This window comes from Thermus tenuipuniceus (genome assembly GCF_002964845.1).
GTDB classification, from domain to species: domain Bacteria; phylum Deinococcota; class Deinococci; order Deinococcales; family Thermaceae; genus Thermus; species Thermus tenuipuniceus.
Genome location: NZ_KZ672957.1, coordinates 58,853 through 78,304, shown reverse-complemented (window position 1 = coordinate 78,304; position 19,452 = coordinate 58,853). Strand labels below are relative to the sequence as shown.

Annotated in this window: 20 protein-coding genes and 1 pseudogene; 12 read left to right on the top strand and 9 right to left on the bottom strand. The window is 65.8% G+C overall.

Annotated elements, in window-relative coordinates; translation table 11 throughout:
• Nucleotides 1-13: 13 nt before the first annotated feature.
• From C2847_RS01125 to C2847_RS01115, 3 genes are all read right to left on the bottom strand, one after another.
• Nucleotides 14-1,027 (bottom strand): PIN/TRAM domain-containing protein, encoded by a 1,014-nt coding sequence (locus C2847_RS01125; RefSeq protein ID WP_105316651.1) that lies wholly within the window; start codon nt 1,025-1,027, stop codon nt 14-16.
• Nucleotides 1,024-2,301, bottom strand: a complete 1,278-nt coding sequence (radA, locus tag C2847_RS01120; protein WP_105316650.1) for a DNA repair protein RadA — start codon at nt 2,299-2,301, stop codon at nt 1,024-1,026. The genes C2847_RS01125 and radA overlap by 4 nt, the downstream gene beginning before the upstream one ends.
• Nucleotides 2,302-2,377: 76 nt before the next feature.
• Nucleotides 2,378-4,588 (bottom strand): ATP-dependent Clp protease ATP-binding subunit, encoded by a 2,211-nt coding sequence (locus C2847_RS01115; RefSeq protein ID WP_105316649.1) that lies wholly within the window; start codon nt 4,586-4,588, stop codon nt 2,378-2,380.
• 151 nt (nt 4,589-4,739) lie between these two features.
• On the opposite strand from C2847_RS01115, the gene C2847_RS01110 reads away from it, so the two are divergent.
• The 3 genes from C2847_RS01110 (at nt 4,740) to C2847_RS01100 (ending at nt 7,963) form a co-directional block, all read left to right on the top strand.
• A complete protein-coding gene (locus C2847_RS01110) occupies nt 4,740-6,260 on the top strand; it encodes a glycine--tRNA ligase (protein ID WP_105316648.1) in 1,521 nt (506 codons plus the stop codon).
• A gap of 416 nt (nt 6,261-6,676) precedes the next feature.
• A complete protein-coding gene (locus C2847_RS01105) occupies nt 6,677-6,895 on the top strand; it encodes a DUF4926 domain-containing protein (protein WP_105316647.1) in 219 nt (72 codons plus the stop codon).
• A 72-nt stretch (nt 6,896-6,967) separates the two neighbouring features.
• On the top strand, nt 6,968-7,963 hold the full coding sequence (locus C2847_RS01100) for an aspartate-semialdehyde dehydrogenase (RefSeq protein ID WP_105316646.1): 996 nt from the start codon (nt 6,968-6,970) through the stop codon (nt 7,961-7,963).
• On the opposite strand, the gene C2847_RS01095 is transcribed toward C2847_RS01100, so the two are convergent.
• Complete coding sequence (locus tag C2847_RS01095) at nt 7,950-8,657, bottom strand: TlyA family RNA methyltransferase (protein WP_105316645.1); 708 nt, start codon at nt 8,655-8,657, stop codon at nt 7,950-7,952. The two genes, C2847_RS01100 and C2847_RS01095, sit on opposite strands and share 14 nt — an antisense overlap.
• A 20-nt stretch (nt 8,658-8,677) precedes the next feature.
• Between C2847_RS01095 and C2847_RS01090 the strand changes: the two genes are divergently transcribed.
• Both C2847_RS01090 and C2847_RS01085 read left to right on the top strand, forming a co-directional pair.
• Nucleotides 8,678-8,983 carry a DUF3234 domain-containing protein gene (locus C2847_RS01090; RefSeq protein WP_105316644.1) on the top strand — a complete coding sequence of 102 codons (306 nt, stop codon included), beginning with the start codon at nt 8,678-8,680 and terminating at the stop codon, nt 8,981-8,983.
• A complete protein-coding gene (locus C2847_RS01085; RefSeq protein WP_105316643.1) occupies nt 8,976-9,404 on the top strand; it encodes a hypothetical protein in 429 nt (142 codons plus the stop codon). Before C2847_RS01090 ends, C2847_RS01085 begins: the two co-directional genes overlap by 8 nt.
• A gap of 4 nt (nt 9,405-9,408) precedes the next feature.
• Here C2847_RS01085 and C2847_RS01080 read toward each other — a convergent pair whose 3' ends face one another.
• Nucleotides 9,409-11,058 (bottom strand): glutamine--tRNA ligase/YqeY domain fusion protein, encoded by a 1,650-nt coding sequence (locus tag C2847_RS01080; protein ID WP_105316642.1) that lies wholly within the window; start codon nt 11,056-11,058, stop codon nt 9,409-9,411.
• 51 nt (nt 11,059-11,109) lie between these two features.
• Nucleotides 11,110-11,871: an enoyl-CoA hydratase/isomerase family protein gene (locus C2847_RS01075; protein ID WP_105316641.1), complete on the bottom strand. Its 762-nt coding sequence runs from the start codon at nt 11,869-11,871 to the stop codon at nt 11,110-11,112.
• A 91-nt stretch (nt 11,872-11,962) separates the two neighbouring features.
• On the opposite strand from C2847_RS01075, the gene infC reads away from it, so the two are divergent.
• From infC to mqnB, 6 genes are all read left to right on the top strand, one after another.
• The gene (gene infC / locus C2847_RS01070; protein WP_105316640.1) at nt 11,963-12,478 is read left to right on the top strand and encodes a translation initiation factor IF-3; all 516 of its coding nucleotides are present in this window, start codon (nt 11,963-11,965) and stop codon (nt 12,476-12,478) included.
• An 87-nt stretch (nt 12,479-12,565) separates the two neighbouring features.
• Complete coding sequence (gene rpmI / locus C2847_RS01065; protein WP_105316639.1) at nt 12,566-12,763, top strand: 50S ribosomal protein L35; 198 nt, start codon at nt 12,566-12,568, stop codon at nt 12,761-12,763.
• Nucleotides 12,764-12,773: 10 nt separating this feature from the next.
• A complete protein-coding gene (rplT, locus tag C2847_RS01060) occupies nt 12,774-13,130 on the top strand; it encodes a 50S ribosomal protein L20 (protein WP_015716736.1) in 357 nt (118 codons plus the stop codon).
• A gap of 68 nt (nt 13,131-13,198) precedes the next feature.
• Nucleotides 13,199-13,666, top strand: coding sequence for a COG2426 family protein (locus tag C2847_RS01055; protein WP_105316638.1), 468 nt, complete (start codon nt 13,199-13,201; stop codon nt 13,664-13,666).
• Nucleotides 13,663-15,324 (top strand): glycerol-3-phosphate acyltransferase, encoded by a 1,662-nt coding sequence (locus C2847_RS01050; RefSeq protein WP_105316637.1) that lies wholly within the window; start codon nt 13,663-13,665, stop codon nt 15,322-15,324. Before C2847_RS01055 ends, C2847_RS01050 begins: the two co-directional genes overlap by 4 nt.
• Nucleotides 15,324-15,980, top strand: coding sequence for a futalosine hydrolase (gene mqnB, locus C2847_RS01045; RefSeq protein WP_105316636.1), 657 nt, complete (start codon nt 15,324-15,326; stop codon nt 15,978-15,980). Before C2847_RS01050 ends, mqnB begins: the two co-directional genes overlap by 1 nt.
• 36 nt (nt 15,981-16,016) lie before the next feature.
• Here mqnB and C2847_RS01040 read toward each other — a convergent pair whose 3' ends face one another.
• The 3 genes from C2847_RS01040 to C2847_RS01030 all read right to left on the bottom strand — a co-directional run bounded on the left by C2847_RS01040 (nt 16,017) and on the right by C2847_RS01030 (nt 18,859).
• Nucleotides 16,017-16,631: a superoxide dismutase gene (locus tag C2847_RS01040; RefSeq protein WP_105316635.1), complete on the bottom strand. Its 615-nt coding sequence runs from the start codon at nt 16,629-16,631 to the stop codon at nt 16,017-16,019.
• A gap of 66 nt (nt 16,632-16,697) precedes the next feature.
• The gene (gene fumC / locus C2847_RS01035; protein WP_105316634.1) at nt 16,698-18,095 is read right to left on the bottom strand and encodes a class II fumarate hydratase; all 1,398 of its coding nucleotides are present in this window, start codon (nt 18,093-18,095) and stop codon (nt 16,698-16,700) included.
• Between the two features lie 20 nt (nt 18,096-18,115).
• On the bottom strand, nt 18,116-18,859 hold the full coding sequence (locus C2847_RS01030; RefSeq protein WP_105316633.1) for a TerC family protein: 744 nt from the start codon (nt 18,857-18,859) through the stop codon (nt 18,116-18,118).
• 36 nt (nt 18,860-18,895) lie between these two features.
• Between C2847_RS01030 and C2847_RS01025 the strand changes: the two are divergent.
• A pseudogene (locus C2847_RS01025) lies at nt 18,896-19,288 on the top strand (FAD-dependent oxidoreductase); the annotation flags it as partial.
• Nucleotides 19,289-19,452 lie beyond the last annotated feature (164 nt).

The following is a 19,452-nucleotide window of genomic DNA, read 5'->3' as shown; positions in this document are numbered from 1 at the left end:
GGGCTTTCGGCCATTAGCTTTGCGCTTCGGCGACAGGTTGGGCGAAGAAGAGGCGGCCCACCTGGGTCTGGATGGCCTGGGTGATAACCACCTCCACCTCCTGGCCCCGGTAGCGGATCCCCCCATCCACCACCACCATGGAGCCGTCCTCCAGGTAGCCCACCCCCTGGTGGGGCTCCTTGCCTTCCTTCAGGATGAGGAGCTTCAGGGTGTCCCCCACCTTGAGCTGGGGGCGAAGGGCCTGGGCCAGGGCTTGGACGGAAAGGGCCTTGACCCCGTAGATCCTGGCCATCTGCAACAGGGCCAGGTCGTTGCTCACCAGGGCGGCCCCCAGGTCTCGGGCCAGGAAGAGGAGCTTCTCGTCCACGCTTTCCCCCTTGGGGATGTCCTCCAGGACCTCGAGGCGGGCTACCTCCTTAAGCCTTTCCAGGGTTTCCAGCCCCCGCCTCCCCTTGGCCCGCTTGAGGGGATCGGGGCTGTCGGCGAAATGCTGGAGCTCCTTCAGCGCGAAATGGGGTACGTACAGCGGGCCTTCCAGGAAGCCCGTGGCCGCCACCTCGGCCACGCGCCCGTCCACCAGGACGCTGGTATCCAACACCTTGCCCCCGATGGGGCGGGGGGGTTTTGGGGGAAGGCGCAAATAGTCCTTGTACCCCAGGGCCAGGTAGCTGAAGAGGCCCACCAGGAAGAGGGCCAGAAGGAGGCTATGGTAAGGGGAAAACCCTGGGATCTGGGAAAGGAGGCTGGTGAGGAGCACGGTAAAGAGAAGCCCCAGGGTGGCCCCCAGGGTCAGGGCCACCGGCACTTCCGGGGGAAGCTCCCTGAGGCGCCCAAGCCGCTTCTCCCAGAAACCTTCCAGTCTGGGGGCCAGGAGAACCCCTGCCAGGAAACCTGCCAGGGTCAGATAGAGGCGGTTGAGGGAAAGGAGGCCGGCCGAGCGGGGAAGGAGACCCAGGCCCTCCAGGGTTGCCGCCAGCTGGTAGCCCAGGAAGGCGAAAAGGAGGTGGAGAAGGAGGCGGGGGCTCATCCCAGGTACTGCTCCACCGCTTTCCCCAAGGACCGGGTGTTCCCCGGATGTACAAAGCGGGAAAACCCCGCCCGCTCCCCTTCCCTGAGCCGCCTTTCCAATCCCATGACGCTCCGCACCTCGCCCAGAAGCCCCACCTCCCCCACCACCGCCAGGTCCGGGGGTAAGGCCTTGCCCACCACCGCAGAATACACCGCCAAGGCCACGGCCAGGTCCAGGCCCGGGTCCAGCACCCTCAGGCCCCCAGCCAGGTTCACGTAGATGTCCAGGCTGCCCAAGGGGAGGCTTAGCCGCCTTTCCAGGACCGCCAAGACCATGTCCACCCGCCTGGCGTCTAGGCCCTGTACCACCCGGCGGGGGGCGGGGAAGGGGGTTTTGGCGGCCAGGGCCTGGACCTCGAGGGCCAAGGCCCTCTCCCCGGCCAGGGCTAGGGCGATGGCGCTTCCCGGCACCCCCAGGGGCCTTTCCAGAAGGAAGGCCTCTGAGGGATTTTCCACCTCCACCAGGCCCTTTTCCTCCATGCGGAAGACCCCGAGCTCCCCCACGGGGCCGAAGCGGTTCTTGGCGCTTCGCAAGACCCGGTAGACCCCGGCGCTTTCCAGGTAGAGGGTGGCGTCCACCGCATGCTCTATGCTCTTGGGCCCGGCCACCACCCCCTCCTTGGTCACGTGGCCCACCAAAAGGGTGGTGATGCCCTCCTCCTTGGCCAGGCGCACGAAGGCATGGGTGGCCTCCCGCACCGCCACCAGGCTGCCTGGGCTTCCCCCCGCCTCAATCGTCTGTATGGAATCCACGAAAAGCGCCTCAGGGGGGTCCCGCTCCAGGAGGGAAAGAAGGGGTTCCAGGCGGGTTTCCCTTAGGAGAAGGAGCTCTTTTACCCCAAGCCTCCTCGCCCTCAGCTTGATCTGGGCCGGGGATTCCTCTCCGGCCAGGTAGTAGACCTTCCTGGTGAGGTGCTTGGCCAGCTCCAGAAGGAGGGTGCTCTTGCCCACCCCCGGTTCGCCCCCAAGGAGGACCACCTCCCCCGGCACAAACCCCCCGCCCAAGACCCGGTCCATCTCGGAGAGGCCCGAGGAGAAGCGCTTCTCCTCGACCTCGTTCACCTGGGAGAGGGAAATCGGCGAGGGGGCTTCCAGGTGGGCTTGGCGGGATGGGGCACGGGGGGAGGGGGCTACCTCCTGGAAGCTCTCCCAGGCACCGCAGGCCGGGCACCGCCCCAGGGGCTTGGGGGTGCGGTAACCGCATTCCACGCAGGTGTAGGAGGTTTTGGCCATGGGTTCAGGCCTCGAGGGGCCCAAGAAAAACTGGCCCCCTCAGGAGGAGGCAGGGCCTAAGGGTTGCAGGGGGCATCTAGACCAAAAGCTCCTCGCCCTCCACCTCGTGGAAGGCTAGGTGGCCGTCCTCCACGTTCACGTAGAGGTGGCCGGTGGGCTTTTTGAGGAGGGCCAGGGAGAGGGGATCTTCGATGCGTTCCCGGATGATGCTCCGGATGGCCCTGGCGCTCCCCGTCTTGGGGGCCTGCTCCACCACGAACCGGGCCACCTCGGGGGCGAAGCGCACCGCGATGTCCCGGGACCGCAGCTCTTTCTGGATATCTTCCAGCATCATCCGGGCCACCTGCACCAGCTCCTCCTCGGTGAGGGGGCGGAAGCGGATCACCTCGTCCAGCCGGTCCAGGAACTCGGGGGTGAAGAGGGCCTTGAGGGGGGACTCGGTGTCCACCTCCTTGGAGGTGAAGCCGATGGCCGGGCCCACGTTGTAGCCGGTGTTGGAGGTCATGATGAGGATGACCCGGCGGAAGTCCACGGTCCGCCCCATGCCGTCCGTGAGGCGGCCCTCGTCCAGGACCTGCAGGAAGGTGTTGTACACGTCGGGGTGGGCCTTCTCGATCTCGTCCAGAAGCACCACGCTGAAGGGCTGGCGGCGCACCGCCTCCGTGAGCCGACCCCCCTGCTCGTAGCCCACGTAGCCCGGAGGGGCCCCGATCAGCTTGGAGATGGAGTGGGGCTCCTGGAACTCGGACATGTCAAAGCGGATGAGGGCCCGCTCCGAGCCGAAGAGCACCTCGGCCAGGGCCTTGGCCAGCTGGGTCTTGCCCACCCCGCTTTGCCCCACGAAGAGGAAGCTGGCCGCCACCCGGGTCCGGCCTCCCAGACCCACCCGGGCCCGGCGGAGGGCGCTCGCCAGGGCGCGGATGGCCTCCTCCTGGCCCACCACCCGCTTTCTAAGCTCCTCCTCGAGGCGCATGAGCTTCTCGTCGTCCTTGTCGTCCACGTAGACCCCACCCCAGGAGTCCACCACCGCCTCGATGTCCTCCCGGGTCACCATGGGGGTACCGTCCTCCTCCTCGGCCACGGGCAGGCCTAAGGAGGCGTTCAGGCGGACACGGCTCGCCGCCTCGTCAATTAGGTCAATGGCCTTGTCGGGGAAGTTGCGCCCGGGAAGGGAACGGATCCCGATCTTGACCGCAAGCTCCAGGATCTCATCGGGGATGATGACCCCGTGGTGGGCCTCGTAGCGGGGACGGAGGCCTTTTAGGATTTCCAGGGTTTCCTCCGGGGAGGGCTCCAGGACGATCACCGGCTGGAAGCGCCGCTCCAGAGCCGCGTCCTTTTCAATGTAGCGGTGGTACTCCCCGGTGGTGGTGGCCCCGATCACCTGGATCTCCCCCCGGGCCAGGGCAGGCTTCAGGATGTTGGCGGCGTCCAGGGTGCCCTCGGCTCCCCCGGCCCCGATCAGGGTGTGGAGCTCGTCGATGAAGGCGATCACCTTGGCGTTTTTGAGCTCCTCAATGATCTGGCGGAGGCGTTCCTCAAACTCCCCCCGGTACTTGGTGCCCGCCACTACCCCGGCCAGGTCGATGGCCACCACCCGGGCCCCCCGCAGGATGGGGGGCACCCGGCCCTCCACGATGGCCTGGGCCAGCCCTTCCACGATGGCGGTCTTGCCCACCCCGGGATCGCCGATGAGGACGGGGTTGTTCTTGGTGCGCCGGGCCAGGATCTGGATCACCCGGTTGATCTCCTCCTGCCGGCCGATCACCGGGTCCAGCTTCCCTTCCCGGGCCTCCTTGGTGAGGTCGCGGCCGTACTCATCCAGGAAGGGGGTGTTCACCGGCTTTTCCCGCTCCCGCCCCTCCGCCATGGACAGCACCCGCCAGCGGATGGCGTCCACATCCTTGGCGAAGTGGGAGAGGATGCGGTAAGCGATCCCGTCACCTTCCCGGATGATGCCCAGGAGGATATGCTCGGTGCCGATCACCGAGGCTCCCGTGTTGCGGGCCTCGGCGCTGGCCAGCTCCATGACCCGCCTAGCCCTGGGCGTAATGGCAGGGGGTTCCCCGGTGCGGCTTCCCTCGCCGCGGCCCACCAGCTCCTCCACCATGCGGCGCATGGCCTCGAGGCTTGCCCCGTACTCCTGGAGGATGCGGGCCGCTGTACCCCCCTCGCGCATCAGGCCCAGGAGGAGGTGCTCTGGGCCGATCATGGAGTGGCCTAAGCGGCTCCCCTCCTCCCTTGCGTAGTGGAAAACCAGCCTGGCGCGATCGTCGTACCTGTTCATGCTCCCCTCTTCCCACATTCTAGCCTAAAGGAGGCCACGGCGGGGGTTTGCGCCTGGGATTACCTTGGCCGGGGCTGCCAGGAGCAAAAAGGGTCCGGCATCCGGTAAGATGCCCTCTAACCGGGGGCCAAGCCCCCTTTCGGGAGGGACGATGCCGGCGAGCAGCCTTGACGAACTGGTGGCGCTTTGCAAACGCAGGGGGTTTATCTTTCAGGGCTCCGAGATCTACGGGGGCCTCCAGGGGACCTACGACTACGGTCCTTTGGGGGTGGAGCTCAAGAACAACCTGAAGCAGGCCTGGTGGCGAAGGAATGTCTACGAGCGGGACGACATCGAGGGGTTGGATGCCAGCGTCCTCACCCACCGCTTGGTCCTGTACTATTCCGGCCACGAGGCCACCTTCGCCGATCCCATGGTGGATAACCGCATCAGCAAGAAGCGCTACCGCTTGGACCACCTCCTCAAGGAGCAGCCGGAAGGGGTGCTCCAGAGGCTCTACCGGGCCATGGAGGTGGAGGAGGGGAACCTTCACGCCCTGGTCCAGGCCATGATGCAGGCCCCGGAGAGGGCTGGGGGGGCCATGACCGCAGCCGGGGTGTTGGACCCCGCTACCTCCGAACCCGGGGACTGGACCCCACCCCGGTACTTCAACATGATGTTCAAGACCTACGTGGGCCCGGTGGAGGATGAAGCTTCCCTGGCATACCTGCGCCCGGAGACCGCCCAGGGCATCTTCGTCAACTTCAAGAACGTCCTGGACAGCACGAGCCGGAAGCTTCCCTTCGGCATCGCCCAGATCGGCAAGGCCTTCCGCAACGAGATCACCCCCAGGAACTTCATCTTCCGGGTGCGGGAGTTTGAGCAGATGGAGATCGAGTACTTCGTCCGCCCGGGGGAGGACGAGCACTGGCACCGCTACTGGGTGGAGGAAAGGCTTCGGTGGTGGCAGGAGATGGGCTTGAGCCGGGAGAACCTGGTGCCCTACGAGCAGCCCCCCGAGGAGTTGGCCCACTACGCCAAGGCCACGGTGGACATCCTCTACCGCTTTCCTCATGGCCTCGAGGAGCTGGAGGGGATCGCCAACCGCACGGACTTTGACCTGGGAAGCCACACCAAGGACCAGGAGGAGCTTTCCATCACCGCCCGGGTGCTTAAAAACGAGCACTCCACCGCCCGCCTGGCTTACCGGGACCCCGAAACCGGCAAGTGGTTTGTCCCCTACGTGATCGAGCCCTCCGCCGGGGTGGACCGGGGGGTCCTGGCCCTCCTCGCTGAGGCCTTCACCCGGGAGGAGCTTGAAAGTGGGGAAGAGCGCATCGTGCTGAAACTTAAGCCCCAGCTTGCCCCCATCAAGGTGGCGGTCATTCCCCTGGTCAGGAACCGCCCGGAGATCACCGAGTACGCCAAGCGCCTGAAGGCCCGCTTGCAGGCTCTGGGCCTGGGGCGCATCCTCTACGAGGACACCGGCAACATCGGCAAGGCCTACCGCCGCCACGACGAGGTGGGCACCCCTTTCGCCATCACCGTGGACTACGACACCATCGGGCAGAGCAAGGACGGGACCACAAGGCTCAAGGACACGGTCACCGTGCGGGACCGGGACACCATGGAGCAGATCCGGCTTCACGTGGACGAGCTGGAGGGGTTTTTGCGGGAGAAGCTCAGGTGGTAGGGAGGGCCGGGGGCGGACATGGGTTTTCTTGTGCCCCGGTCCAAGCTGATGGGGTACTTTCCCAACCCTAGGCACCCGGAAGGAGGGAGTAGGGCCCGGCTTTTCCTGTCCAGGGGTTTTCTACGGATGCGCCGGAGGCGTTGGAGGCCGCCCTTTTGGCGCATGCGCAGGTGGCGCAAGAAGTCCAAAGGCGCCCATACGGGGATGGGGAAGTGTTGATCCTAAGCGCCCGTACACGGTGGTTGCCCCATCGGTAAAGGCCGAGGCGGCTTGCTTATGGCCTCTTTGGGGTCCCCGTTGGGGCGCAAGCCCCAACGGGGTACTTAGCAGGTCCGGTTCTCCTACGAAGCGTTTGGTATCGTGGGGAGGGGGAGGAGACCTTTCGCCTGGTGACCGCCTATCCGTGGAGGGAGACGATGATCCGCGAGCACGATCCGGTGGTTCTTAAGCGCGGCCCCAGGGAAGCGGGCCTCGAGGCAGGGGATGTGGGTACGGTGGTCCTGGTCTATCCCAAGGGTGGCTACATGGTCGAGTTTGTGGACCATGAGGGAAACACCTTGGCTCTGCTGGATCTAGAGGACGAGGTCCTTCCCCTGCGGGGTCCAGCCCTTCTGCGGGCCAAGGTGCTGGGGTAGCCCTTTGGGCGAAAAGGATCTGGGAGGCGAAGGCATGGTGGGCTTCTGGGTAGCCAGCAAGGAGGAGAGAAGGTGAGGGTAGCCGTGGTGGGGGCCACGGGGGCCGTGGGGCAGGAGATGCTGAAGGTCCTCGAGGCCCGGAACTTTCCCTTGAGCGAACTTAGGCTGTACGCTTCCCCCCGCTCTGCGGGCAAGACCATGGCCTTCCGGGGGGAGGCCATTCCGGTGGGGCCCCTTCCCGAGGGGCCTTTGCCCGTGGACCTGGTGCTGGCCAGCGCCGGAGGGTCCCTTTCTAAGGCCCTGGCCCCCGTTTGGGCCCAAGGGGGAGCCTTGGTGATCGACAACTCCAGCGCCTGGCGCTACGAGCCCCATGTGCCCCTGGTGGTGCCGGAGGTGAACCGGGAGCGAATCTTCCAGCACCAGGGCATCATCGCCAACCCCAACTGCACCACGGCCATCCTGGCCATGGCCCTTTGGCCCCTGCACCGGGCCTTTCGGGCGAAGCGGGTCATCGTGGCCACCTACCAGGCGGCCAGCGGGGCCGGGGCCAAGGGGATGGAGGAACTCCTCAGGGAAACCCACCGCCAGCTGCATGGGGAAACCCCGGTGGCCGAGGTCTTTGCCCACCCCCTGCCCTTCAACGTCATCCCCCACATAGATGCCTTCCAGGAAAATGGCTACACCCGCGAGGAGATGAAGGTGGTGTGGGAGACCCACAAGATTTTCGGGGATAGCTCCATCCGCATCAGCGCTACCGCGGTGCGGGTGCCCACCTTGAGGGCCCATGCCGAGGCGGTAAGCGTGGAGTTTGAAAGGCCCGTCTCCCCGGAGGCGGCCCGGGAGGTGCTGGCCCAGGCCCCTGGGGTGGAGGTGGTGGACGAGCCCCAGGCCAAGCGCTACCCCATGCCCCTCACGGCCAGCGGCAAGTGGAATGTGGAGGTGGGTAGGATCCGCAAGAGCCTGGCCTTTGACAACGGCCTGGACTTTTTCGTGGTGGGGGACCAGCTCTTAAAGGGAGCCGCCTTAAACGCTGTGCAGATTGCGGAGGAATGGCTTAAGGGACCTTAAGCCAAAGCCAGAACTCCCGGTTTCCCTCCTTCCCCGGCAAGGGGCTTTCCCTTTCCCCCAGCACCTGAAAGCCCAGCTCCCGGGCCTTCTCCCGCACCCGGGCCAGGGCTTTTTGCCGTAGGGCCTCGTCCCGCACCACCCCCTTGTGCACCCCGGGGCCCAGCTCGAACTGGGGCTTCACCAGGATGAGGGCCTCGCCCCCCGGCTTAAGGAGCTCCTTTACCTTGGGCAGAAGCAGGGTGGAGGAGATGAAGGACACGTCTATTACCACCAGGTCCACGGGCTCGGGAAGAAGGAGGCTCCTGGCGTCCTGCTCCTCGAGGCTCACCACCCGGGAGTCCTCCCTTAAGCGGGGATGGAGCTGATTCCTGCCCACGTCCACCGCATAGACCCGCCTGGCACCCCTTTCCAGGAGCACCTGGGTGAACCCGCCGGTGCTGGCCCCGATATCGGCGGCTACCCTTCCCTCCACCCTTACGGGAAAGGCCTCGAGGGCCCCCAGGAGCTTGTAGGCCCCCCGGCTCACGTACCGTTCCGGGGAGAGGACCTCCACCCGGGCTCCTTCCGGCACCCTGTGGGCGGGCTTGGTCACCACCTGCCCGGCCACCCTGACCTGGCCGGATTGGATGAGCCTCTGGGCCTTCTCCCGGCTTTCCGCCAGGCCCCTTTCCACCAGGTAGCGGTCCAGCCTCACCAGGGGTATTATGCCGGGAGATGGATCTCTCGGGGCCCTGGTACATCCTGGAGGGGGAGCCTGGGGAACACCTGGTTTTGGAGGTTTTGGGGCAGAGGCTTTCCGGTATCTGGACCTCCGAGGCCTTGGCCCAGGGCTTCCTGTCCCGCCACCCTGAGCTAGGGATGCGGGTGAGCGCCCTGGAGTCCCCCTCCTTAAAGGAGGCCTTCCTCAGGGCCTTGGGGATGCTCAAGGTGGATGGGGTCCTGGTGGATTACGAACCCGGGGCCCACCGGGCCCGGATGGCCCGGGTGGAGGCGCTTTTGGAGGAGATTCGGCGTGCGTAGGTGGCTTGCGGCGGTTTTGGTGGTTTTGGCCTTGGGTCTAGCCCAGCGGGCTGAGGTGAGCGGGGGAAGCCCCTTTGGGGTGCAGGGGGGGTTGCGCTTTCCCCTGGTGCCCCTCCTGCTGGATGGGCGGGTGTACGGGGGCGTGGGCCTCGAGGCTATGGGAGGTGGGGTGGACCTGCTTCTTAAGCTTCCCCTCACCGACCTCTACCTGGGCCTTGGGGGGTTTTATGGCACGGGGCCGGCCCTCACCCTGCCCCAGGATTCCCGGGGCCATGCGGGCCTACGGGCGGTCTTGGGCACCTGGCTGGACCTGCCCTTGCCCCTTATCGGGGTCTATGTGGAGGTACACCCCACCCTTTTCCTGGCCCCGAACACGGGCTTGGGGATAGGGGGAGCAGTGGGGGTGAGCGTGGGGCTATAGGCCGCTACTGAGGCCGGTAGCCCTCCTTGAGAGGCACGATGCGGTTCATCACCAGCCGCCCAGGGCGGGAGTCCACCGGGTCCTGCCAGAAGTAACCCAGCCTCTCCAGCTGGTAGCGGGTCTCCGGTGGATCCTGGGCCACGCTGGGTTCGATGAAGCCCTGCCTGACCTCGAGGGCCCTTGGGTTCAGGTTCCTCAGGAAATCCCCTCCCTCCTCGGGGTCCTCGGTCAGGAATAGCCTGTCGTAAAGCCTGAACTCCACGGGCAGGGCGTGCCGGGCGGAAACCCAGTGGATGACCCCTTTGGGCTTGATGCCGTCTTCGGGGTTGGTTCCCAAGGTGCCGGGGACGATCCGGGCCTTCAGGAGCCTCACCTCTCCGTTTTCCTCCACCACGTCCTCCAGCTCCAGCACGTAGGCGTGCCTGAGGCGCACCCTTTGCCCCGGGGCGAAGCGCTTCCAGCCCTTGGGGGGATTGAGGCTGAAATCCGACCGCTCGATGTAAAGCTCCTGGGAAAAGGGCAGGGGCCTTGCCCCCTCCTTGCCGATGTCCCGGGGCCAGTAGGGGGCCTGGATCCACTCTTCCCCGCCGCAGTTGGTGAGGACCACCTTCAAGGGGTCTGAAACCCCCAAGACCCTGGGGGCGATGGGGTTCAGGTCGTCCCGCACCACCTCCTCGAAGAGCTCCATCTCGATGAGGGCCTCGTTGCGGGAGATGCCGGTGCGCCGTACCAACTCCCGAATGGCCTCGGGCCGCACCCCCCGCCTGCGTAGGGCCCTAAGGGTGGGAAGCCGGGGGTCGTCCCAGCCCGTGACGTAGCCCCCCTCCACCAGCCGGATGAGCTTCCGCTTGGAGAGCACCGTGTGGGTGAGGTCCAGGCGGGCGAACTCGTACTGGTAAGGCCTGGGACTTTCAGGTAAGCCGCATTTCCCCTTGAGGTTTTCTATCACCCAGTCGTAGATGGCCCGGTTGTTCTCGAACTCCAGGGTGCAAAGGGAGTGGCTGACGCCCTCGATGAGGTCCTCGAGGGGATGGGCGTAGTCGTAGAGGGGATAGATGGGCCAGCGGTCCCCCGCATGGTAGTGGGGGGCGTGCACGATGCGGTAAAGCACGGGGTCCCGGAGCTTGAAGTTGGGGTGGGCGGGGTCGATCTTGGCCCTTAAGACCCGGCTTCCCGTGGGGAACTCCCCCCGGCGCATCCTTTCAAAAAGTTCCAGGTTTTCCTCCACGCTCCGGTTCCGGTAGGGGCTTGGCTTTCCCTGGGCCCGAAGCTCGCTCATCTCCTCTTCCGAGAGGTCGTCCACGTAGGCCTTGCCCTCCCGGATGAGCTCGAGGGCGCACCGGTACATGGTGTCAAAGTAATCGGAGGCGTAGAGGACCCGATCCGGGGTAAAGCCCAGCCAGCGCACGTCCTCCTCGATGGCCCGGGCGTACTCCTCCTTTTCCGTTTCCGGGTTGGTGTCGTCGTAGCGCAGGTTGCACTCTCCCCCAAAGTCCAGGGCCAGGCCGAAGTTGAGCACGATGCTCCGGGCGTGGCCGATGTGCAGGTAACCGTTGGGCTCAGGGGGAAAGCGGGTTAGGAGCTTTGGGTACTTTCCCTCCCGCAAGTCCCTTTCCACGATCTCGGTGATGAAACACTCGGGGACGAGGCCCATAGGCAGAGTTTACGGCGAAGGGAGAGCTTTTGCCTAGTTTTGGGGGGGCGCTCAAAACCGGGGCGGACGTTTTTCAAAAAAGGCCCGGATGCCCTCTTGGAGGTTTCCGGTCTCCCGGATCCAGGCGTTGGCCAGGGCGGCCAGGCGGAAGCCATCCTCGAGGCCCATCCCCGGCAGGGCCAGGAGAAGCTCCTTGGTGAGGCGCAAGGAGGTGGGGGCGTTCTTGGCCAACTCCTCCGCCAGGGCCAGGGCCTCCTCCAGGGCCTTCCCCGGGGGGGCCACCCGGTTTACCAGGCCCAGGGCCTTGGCCTCCTCCGCCCCCACCAGGCGGCCCGTGAGGAGGAGGTCCTTGGCCACCTTCTCCCCCACGGCCCGCACCAGGATCACGGAAACCAAAGCGGCCACAAAGCCGATCTTCACCTCGGTGTAGCCCAGCTTGGCCTCCTGGTCCATGACCACAAGGTCGCAGGCGGTGGCCAAACCGGCCCCACCCGCCACCGCCGGTCCGTTCACCGCCGCCACCGTGGGCTTGGGGAAGGTGTAAAGGCGGTGGAAGAGGCGCATGAGGGAAAGGGAGTGGCGGTAGTTCTCCTCGGCGCCCAGCTCCGTAACCTTTTGCAAAAAGGCCAGGTCGGCCCCGGCGCTGAAGGCGCCTCCCCGGCCGGAAAGGACCAGGACCCGGACCCCGGGGTCCTTCTCCGCCTCCTCGAGGGCCTGCAAAAGCCCCTCCACCATCTCGGGGGAAAGGGGGTTTCGCCGCTCTGGATCGTTGAGGAAAACCCGATAGATCCGACCTCTCTCCACCTGAACCATGCCCCCATTGTAGGCGCTGGGGTTTTCCTGCTACACTCCCCTTAGCCCGCAAGCCATGCAGGGAAAACCCGCGGGCTAGGAGGTGGTGTAGATAAAGGAGTATCTGGTTAACGAACGCATTCGCGCACGGCAGGTGCGGGTCATCGGGGCCGATGGGCAGCAGCTGGGCATCATGGATACCCGGGAGGCCTTGCGCCTGGCCCAGGAGCAGGACCTGGACCTGGTGCTGGTGGGCCCCACCGCCGATCCTCCCGTGGCCCGCATCATGGACTACTCCAAGTGGCGCTACGAGCAGCAGGTGGCGGAGAAGGAGGCCCGCAAGAAGGCCAAGCGCACCGAGGTGAAGTCCATCAAGTTCCGGGTCAAGATCGACGACCACGACTATCAGACCAAGCTGAACCATATCAAGCGCTTTCTGGCCGAAGGCCACAAGGTTAAGGTCACCATCATGTTCCGCGGACGGGAGATGTCCCATCCCGAGCTGGGGGAGAGGCTTCTTGAAAGGGTGGCCGAGGACCTGAAGGGCCTGGCCGTGGTGGAGATGAGGCCCGAGCTTTTGGGCCGGGATATGAACATGCTCCTGGCCCCGGCCAAGGTGTCGGCCTAGACGTTGGTAAGCCCTTTTGGTATAGTGTGAGGGCTTTGGGGAGCATCCAAGACCCTGTAGGGGCGCTTCCCAAAGCGGAGGAGAACCATGCCGAAGATGAAGACCCATAAGGGCGCCAAGAAGCGGGTAAAGGTGACCGCTTCGGGCAAGGTGGTGGCCATGAAGACGGGTAAGCGGCACCTCAACTGGCACAAGTCCGGGAAGACCATCCGCCAGAAGGGGCGGAAGTTCACCCTGGCCCAGGCCGAGGCGGAGCGGATCCAGCTCCTCTTGCCCTACGCGTAGGAGGTAGAGGATGCCGCGCGCCAAAACCGGAGTCGTTCGCCGCAGGAAGCACAAGAAGATCCTCAAGCTGGCCAAGGGGTACTGGGGCCTCCGCTCTAAGAGCGTTCGCAAGGCCCGGGAGACCCTCTTCGCTGCGGGCAACTACGCTTATGCCCACCGCAAACGCAAGAAGCGGGATTTCCGCAAGCTCTGGATCGTGCGCATCAATGCCGCATGCCGCCAGCACGGCCTGAACTACTCCAGCTTTATCCATGGCCTGAAGAAGGCGGGGGTGGAGCTGGACCGGAAGGTGCTGGCCGACTTGGCGGTGCGGGAGCCCCAGGCCTTTGCCGAGCTGGTGGAGAAGGCCAAGGCGGCCCGCGCCTAAGGCATTGTTTCCCGTGACCCGCCGTCCGGATCCCGCCCCGATCTGGCGGCGGGTTTCCTTTTGTGAGCATGCCTCCTGAACTTTACGTGATCCTGGTGGCCGCCCTGCCGGTGGTGGAGCTGAGGGGAGCCATTCCCCTGGGGGTGGCCCTGGGGCTTTCCCCAGGGGAGTCTTTCCTGCTGGCCCTCTTGGGCAACCTGTTGGTGGCCCCGGTGGCCCTCTTCCTTTTGCCTTGGGCGGTGGCGCTTCTGACCCGGGTGCCCTTCCTGGCCAAGCTCTGGGCGGCCCTCGAGGCCCGGGTGCGCCTCAAGGGGGAAGAGCAGGTGCAGCGCCTGGGGGCCCTGGGCCTTTTCCTCTTCGTGGCCGTGCCCTTGCCCGGCACCGGGGCCTGGAGCGGGGCGGTGCTGGCGGTGGTCTTGGGTCTAAAAAGGCGCTACGCCCTCCTGGCCATCTCCCTGGGGGTGCTGGCTGCTGGGCTTATCGTTCTCCTCCTTACGGGTGGGGCGGTGGCCGGGCTAAACTACCTGCTGCGATGATGTTCCTCCTCTTGCCCCTTTCCTATGCCCTGGGCGCCTTGCCCCTGGGGTACTGGCTGGCCAGGCGGCGGGGGGTGGACCTGCGCACGGCAAGCCCCTACACCCTGGGTTTGGAAACGGCCTTGAGGCGGCTTGGGCCGGGCCTGACCCTTTTGGCCTTCCTCCTAGACTTCGCCAAGGGGTACTTGCCCCTGGCCCTGGGGAGGGGCTTGGGGCTTGGCGTGGAGGAGCTTTTGGCCCTAGGGGTGGCGGTCTACCTGGGCCACCTTTATCCCCTCTTCTTCCGGGATCCCTGGCCCCTTCGGGCCAAGGGGGTGGGGGTTCTTTTGGGGGTGCTGGCGGGGCTACCCCTGGAGCCAGCCTGGGGCATGGTCCCCGTGGCCTTGGGCCTTGCCCTTTACGCCCTCACGGGCTATGCCTCCTTGGGAGCCCTGGGGCTTCCCCTGGGCCTCTTTGGCATCCTCCTTTTCGGCGGGTTTCCCCTTGGAGCCAAGGTCCTCGGGGGCTTGCTTTTCCTCCTGGCCCTTTGGCGCTACAAGGAGAACCTGGGCCGGATCCTGGAAGGCACCGAGCCCAGGCTGGGTAGCCCCCTGCCCCTGCCCTCGGGAAGGCAGGTGGTTTGCGCCTTTCTCATCCATCCCCTCACGGTGGAGGATTTCTGGCAAAGCCCCCGTTTCCGCTGGGCCCGGCCCCTGGTGCGCCTGGGAGTTCTGAAGCAAGCCTGGATAGAACGTTTGGCGGAGCTTTTCCGTCCCATGAAGGTGGGGGAGGTGAGGGGGGTGAGGACGGCGGATGGCCGGGAGGTCCTGTGCCACCTCATCTCCGCTCCCCTCCTGCCCCACCAGATCAAGGCCAAGCCGGAGCTGGCGGTAAGGCGGGCCATCCAAGGGGCCAGGCTCGCCAAGGAGCTTGGGGCCACGGTGGTGGGCTTAGGGGCCTTTTGGAGCGTGGTGGGGGAGAAGGGCAAGAGGGTACAGGAGGCGGTGCCGGATATAGAGGTGACGAACGGGGGGGCCTACACCGCGGGCACCGTCAAAGCGGCCATTCCCGGCATCCTGGCCCACTTTGCCCAAAGCGGCAAGGACCTGAGAAACACCACGGCGGCGGTGGTGGGAGCCAACGGGGTGGTGGCCTTCGGCATCGCCCGGCAGATCGCTCCCCTGGTGGGGAGGCTTATCCTGGTGGGCCGGGACCCAAAGCGCCTGGAGAAGTCGGCGGAAAGCCTGCGGAAAAACCTGGAGCGAAAGGGGCAAGCGCCCGAGATCCAGGTGACCACCGAGGTGGCGGCCATTAGGGAGGCGGACCTGGTCTTCACCGCCACCAGCGACCCGAACCCGGTGATCTACCCTGAACACGTGAAGCCGGGAGCCTGGATCTACGACGAGGGCGTGCCCCCCGACGTGCATCCCTCGGTTAAAGAGGTACCCGGGGTCAGGGTCATCCCCGGGGGGGTGGTGCGGCTTCCCGGGAGGGCAAAGGCCACCTTAGACCTTCACTTCGGTGCTCCCGACCAAGTGCCTGCCTGCTTGGCGGAGACCATGATCCTGGCGGCGGAGGAGGCCTTTGATCGCAAGAGCCTGGGGGGTGAGGTGAGGGCGGAGAACATCCAGTTCTTCGTGGAGCGGGCGGAGGCCTTGGGGTTTAGGGTGGTGGAGTGATGTGGCTTCTCCTTTCCCCCACGGCCCTCGAGGCTTCCTTCCTCCGGGGGGAGCCCTTCGCCTTCCTGGGGCGTAAGGGCCTGAGGGGGGTGGGCTTCCTTTACCTGGAGACCGGCATCGGCAAGGTCAACGCCGCCCTCACCCTGGCGGCCTGGGCCGCCCGGCAGCCGGTGGAAAGGGCCCTCCTCTTCGGCATCGCCGGGGCCTACCCGGGGGCGGGGCTAGCGCTGGGGGAGGCGGTCCTGGTGGGGGAGGAGGTGGAGGCGGACCTGGGGCTGAGGGAGGGCTTGGCGCCCTTGGGCTTCCCTGCGCTGGAGCTTGGGGGGCGGCGCTACCACAACCGCTTTCCCCTGGATGCCCGCCTTACAGGGGAGCTCTCCCGGGCCCTGGGCCTCAGGGTGGTGGCGGGCCTCACCCGGGACCTGGTTTCGGAAAGCCCGGAGGAGGCCCAGGCCCTTGCCCGGCAGTGGGGGACCCAGGTGGAGAGCATGGAGGGGGCGGCCTTCGCCCGGGCCTGCCTGGCCCTGGGGATTAGGGGGGTGGAGCTCCGGGCCGTCTCCAACGTGGCCGGGGTGCGGGACAAGGGGGCTTGGCAGGTGCAAAAAGCCATGGCCGCCCTAGAGGGGGCGCTGGAGCGCCTTCTTGAGGTGGGGTAGCCCAGGGCCAAAGGCCCTGGGCAAGGGCGGCGAGGTTTAGCCCCGCTTGTAGATCTCCTCCGCCTTATCCCAGTTGATCACGTTCCAAATGGCCTGGAGGTAGTCCGCCCGGCGGTTTTGGTACTTGAGGTAGTAGGCGTGCTCCCACACGTCGATGCCCACGATGGGGGCGAAGCCTTCCATCACGGGGTTGTCCTGGTTGGCGGTGGAGAAGACATGGAGCTTCCCGAAGGGGTCCTTGGCCAGCCAGGCCCAGCCCGAGCCGAAGCGGGCCATGGCCGCCTGGGTGAGCTTCTCCTTCAGGGCGGCGAAGCCCCCGAGTTGCTCGTCGATGGCCTTCTTAAGTTCCCCCACCGGCTCCTTGGCTCCCCCGGGGGTGAGGAGCTCCCAGAAAAGGCTGTGGTTCAAGTGTCCGCCCCCGTTGTTGCGCACCGCGGTCTGGATGTCGGCGGGCAAGGCGGCCAGGTGCCTTAGAAGCACCTCCACCTCTACCCCTTGCAGGTAGGGGTACTTCTCCAGGGCGGCGTTCAGGTTGTTCACGTAGGCCCCGTGGTGCTTCTGGTGGTGGATCTCCATGGTCTTGGCGTCGATGTGGGGCTCGAGGGCCTCGTAGGGGTAACCCAGTTCCGGCAGCTTGAACGGATACGGCATACCGCACCTCCCACTCCACTATAAAGGACCTACCCCCAGGTGGAGTGGGTCCTTTCACATTGTGTTTTAGCCCTCATGGGGCCTGGCCAGCTTCATGGGCACCACGATGCGGTCAAACTCCTCCTCCGAGAGGTAGCCCAGTTCCAAGGCGGCCTGCTTCAGGGTCTTCTTCTCCTTGATGGCCTTCTTCACGATCTCCGCCGCCTTGTCGTAGCCGATGGCCTTGTTCAAGGCGGTGGCCAACATGGGGTTTTTCTGCAGGTGTTCCTCGATCCGCTCCAGGTTAGGCTCGATGCCCTTGGCCAGGTGCTCGTTGAAGGACTCCATGGCGTCGGCCAGGAGCTTGATGGACTCGAGGGCGGCGTCCACCATCACCGGCTTGTAGACGTTGAGCTGGAAGTTCCCCTGGCTCCCGGCAAAGGCCACGGCATGGTCGTTGCCAAAGACCCGCACCACCACCATGGTGAGGGCCTCCACCTGGGTGGGGTTCACCTTGCCGGGCATGATGGAGGACCCGGGCTCGTTGGCGGGGATGAAGATCTCCCCGATGCCCCCGTAGGGCCCCGAGGCCAGCCAGCGGATGTCGTTGCCGATTTTCATCAGGGCCCCGGCCAGGGTGCGCAAGGACCCCATCACCTGCACCAACTCGTCGTGGGCAGCCAAAGCGGCGAAGCGGTTTTCCGCCACCCTAAAGGGCAGGCCGGTTTCCTCGGCCAGGTAGTGGGCCACCCGTTCCCCGAACCGGGGGTGGGCGTTCAGGCCCGTGCCCACCGCCGTGCCCCCTATGGCCAGGTTGTAGAGGCCTTTTTCCGCTTCCTTTACCGTGGCCAGGGTGTTCCTAAGCTGGGCGGCCCAGCTCCCCACCTCCTGCCCCAGGGTGATGGGCACCGCGTCCATCAGGTGGGTGCGGCCCACCTTCACGATGCCGTCAAAGGCCTTGGCCTTTTCCTCAAAGGTGGCGATGAGGGCCTCCGCCGCTGGGTAAAGCCTTTGGTGGAGGGCCAAAGCCACGGCCACGTACATGGCGGTGGGAAAGGTGTCGTTGCTGCTCTGGCCCCGGTTCACGTGGTCGTTGGGGTGAACATACTTGGAGCCCAGAGGCTTCCCCAGAAGCTCCGAGGCCCGGTTGGCGATGACCTCGTTCACGTTCATGTTGGTCTGGGTGCCGCTTCCCGTCTGGAAGACCACCAGGGGGAAGTGGTCGTCCAGCTTTCCGGCCATCACCTCCTCCGCCGCCTGGATGATGGCCTTGGCGATCTCCTCGGGTAGCTCCCCCAGCTCCAGGTTGGCTCTGGCCGCCGCTTTCTTCAGCATGCCGTAGGCGCGGATCACCTCCAAGGGCATGCGGAAGCGCCAGGCGCCGATCTTGAAGTGCTCTAAGGAACGCTGGGTCTGGGCGCCCCAGTAGCGGTCCGCCGGTACCTTGACCTCGCCCATGGTGTCCCGCTCGATCCGGTATTCCATACCGCACCTCCAGCCCGATTTTACGCCTCCTCCTCGTAAGGCTCGTGGAGCTTGACGGGTTGCCCCCTAAGCCCCGCACGAAGGTTTAGCCACTCCACCAGCACGGCGAAGCCCATGGCGAAGTAGATGTACCCCTTGGGGATGTGCACCCCGGTGCCCTCGGCCACCAGGGTAAAGCCGATGAGGAGGAGGAAGGCGAGGGCCAGCATCTTCACCGTGGGGTGCTGGTTCACGAAGGCGTAGATGCTTTTGGAGGCTAGTAGCATCACCGCCACCGAGGTGAGGATGGCGGCCACCATCACCGGGACGTAGGGGGTGAGGCCCACGGCGGTGATCACGGAGTCGATGGAGAAGACGATGTCCAGGAGGAGGACCTGGCCGATCACCGCGGCAAAGGAAGGGGCCACCCGCTTGGCCGCGTGGCCGGATTCCCCCTCCAGCTTTTCGTGGATCTCCCGCACCGACTTGTAGAGGAGAAAAAGCCCCCCGGCGATCAGCACCAGGTCCTTTCCGGTGACCTCATGGCCCAAGAGGGTGAAGAGGGGCTTTTTCAGGGCCATGATCCAGGCGATGGAGAGGAGGAAGAGGATCCGGGTCACCGCGGCCAGGGAGATGCCGATGACCCGGGCCCGCTCCTGCGCCTCTTTGGGAAGTTTGGCGGCCAGGATGCTGATGAAGATCACGTTGTCCACGCCCAGGACCACCTCCAGCACCGTGAGGGTGAGGAAGGCGATCCAGACCTCGGGGCTCGTGAGCCACTCCATGGGAAGGAGTTTACATGACGGCGTAGACTGGGGGGCATGGTGGACGTGCTCATCGTGGGGGCTGGGCCCGTGGGTCTGGCGGCGGCCCTCGAGGCCAAGCGCCAGGGCTTAAGCCACCTGGTCCTGGAAAGGGGCACGGTGGCGGAGACCCTCTACCGCTTTCCCCGGCAGATGGTCTTCTTCTCCGAGTCCAAAAACATCGAGATCGGGGGCCATCCCCTGGTGTCCCAGGGGCCCAAGCCCACCCGCCTCGAGGCGCTCCTTTACTACCAAAGGGTGGCGGAAAGGGAGGGGCTTCGGGTGCTCACCTACACGGAGGCGGTGGGCATCCAAGGGGAGGAGGGGGCCTTCCAGGTCTTGGCCCGGGACCGGTTTGGGGAGAAGGCCTTCCCTGCCCGGTACGTGGTGGTGGCCACGGGCTACTTCGGGAACCTCAAAACTTGCACTTATCCACCCCCCGCATACCCATGCGCCAGGGGACCACTTGAAAAGGGCCGCCGGGTTCCCTCGGATGAAGGGCGTAATGACCCAAACGGCCCAGTCTCCCCTCTGGGCCCTCCTGGCCCTCCCGCCAACCCCTCACCTCCGCCCAG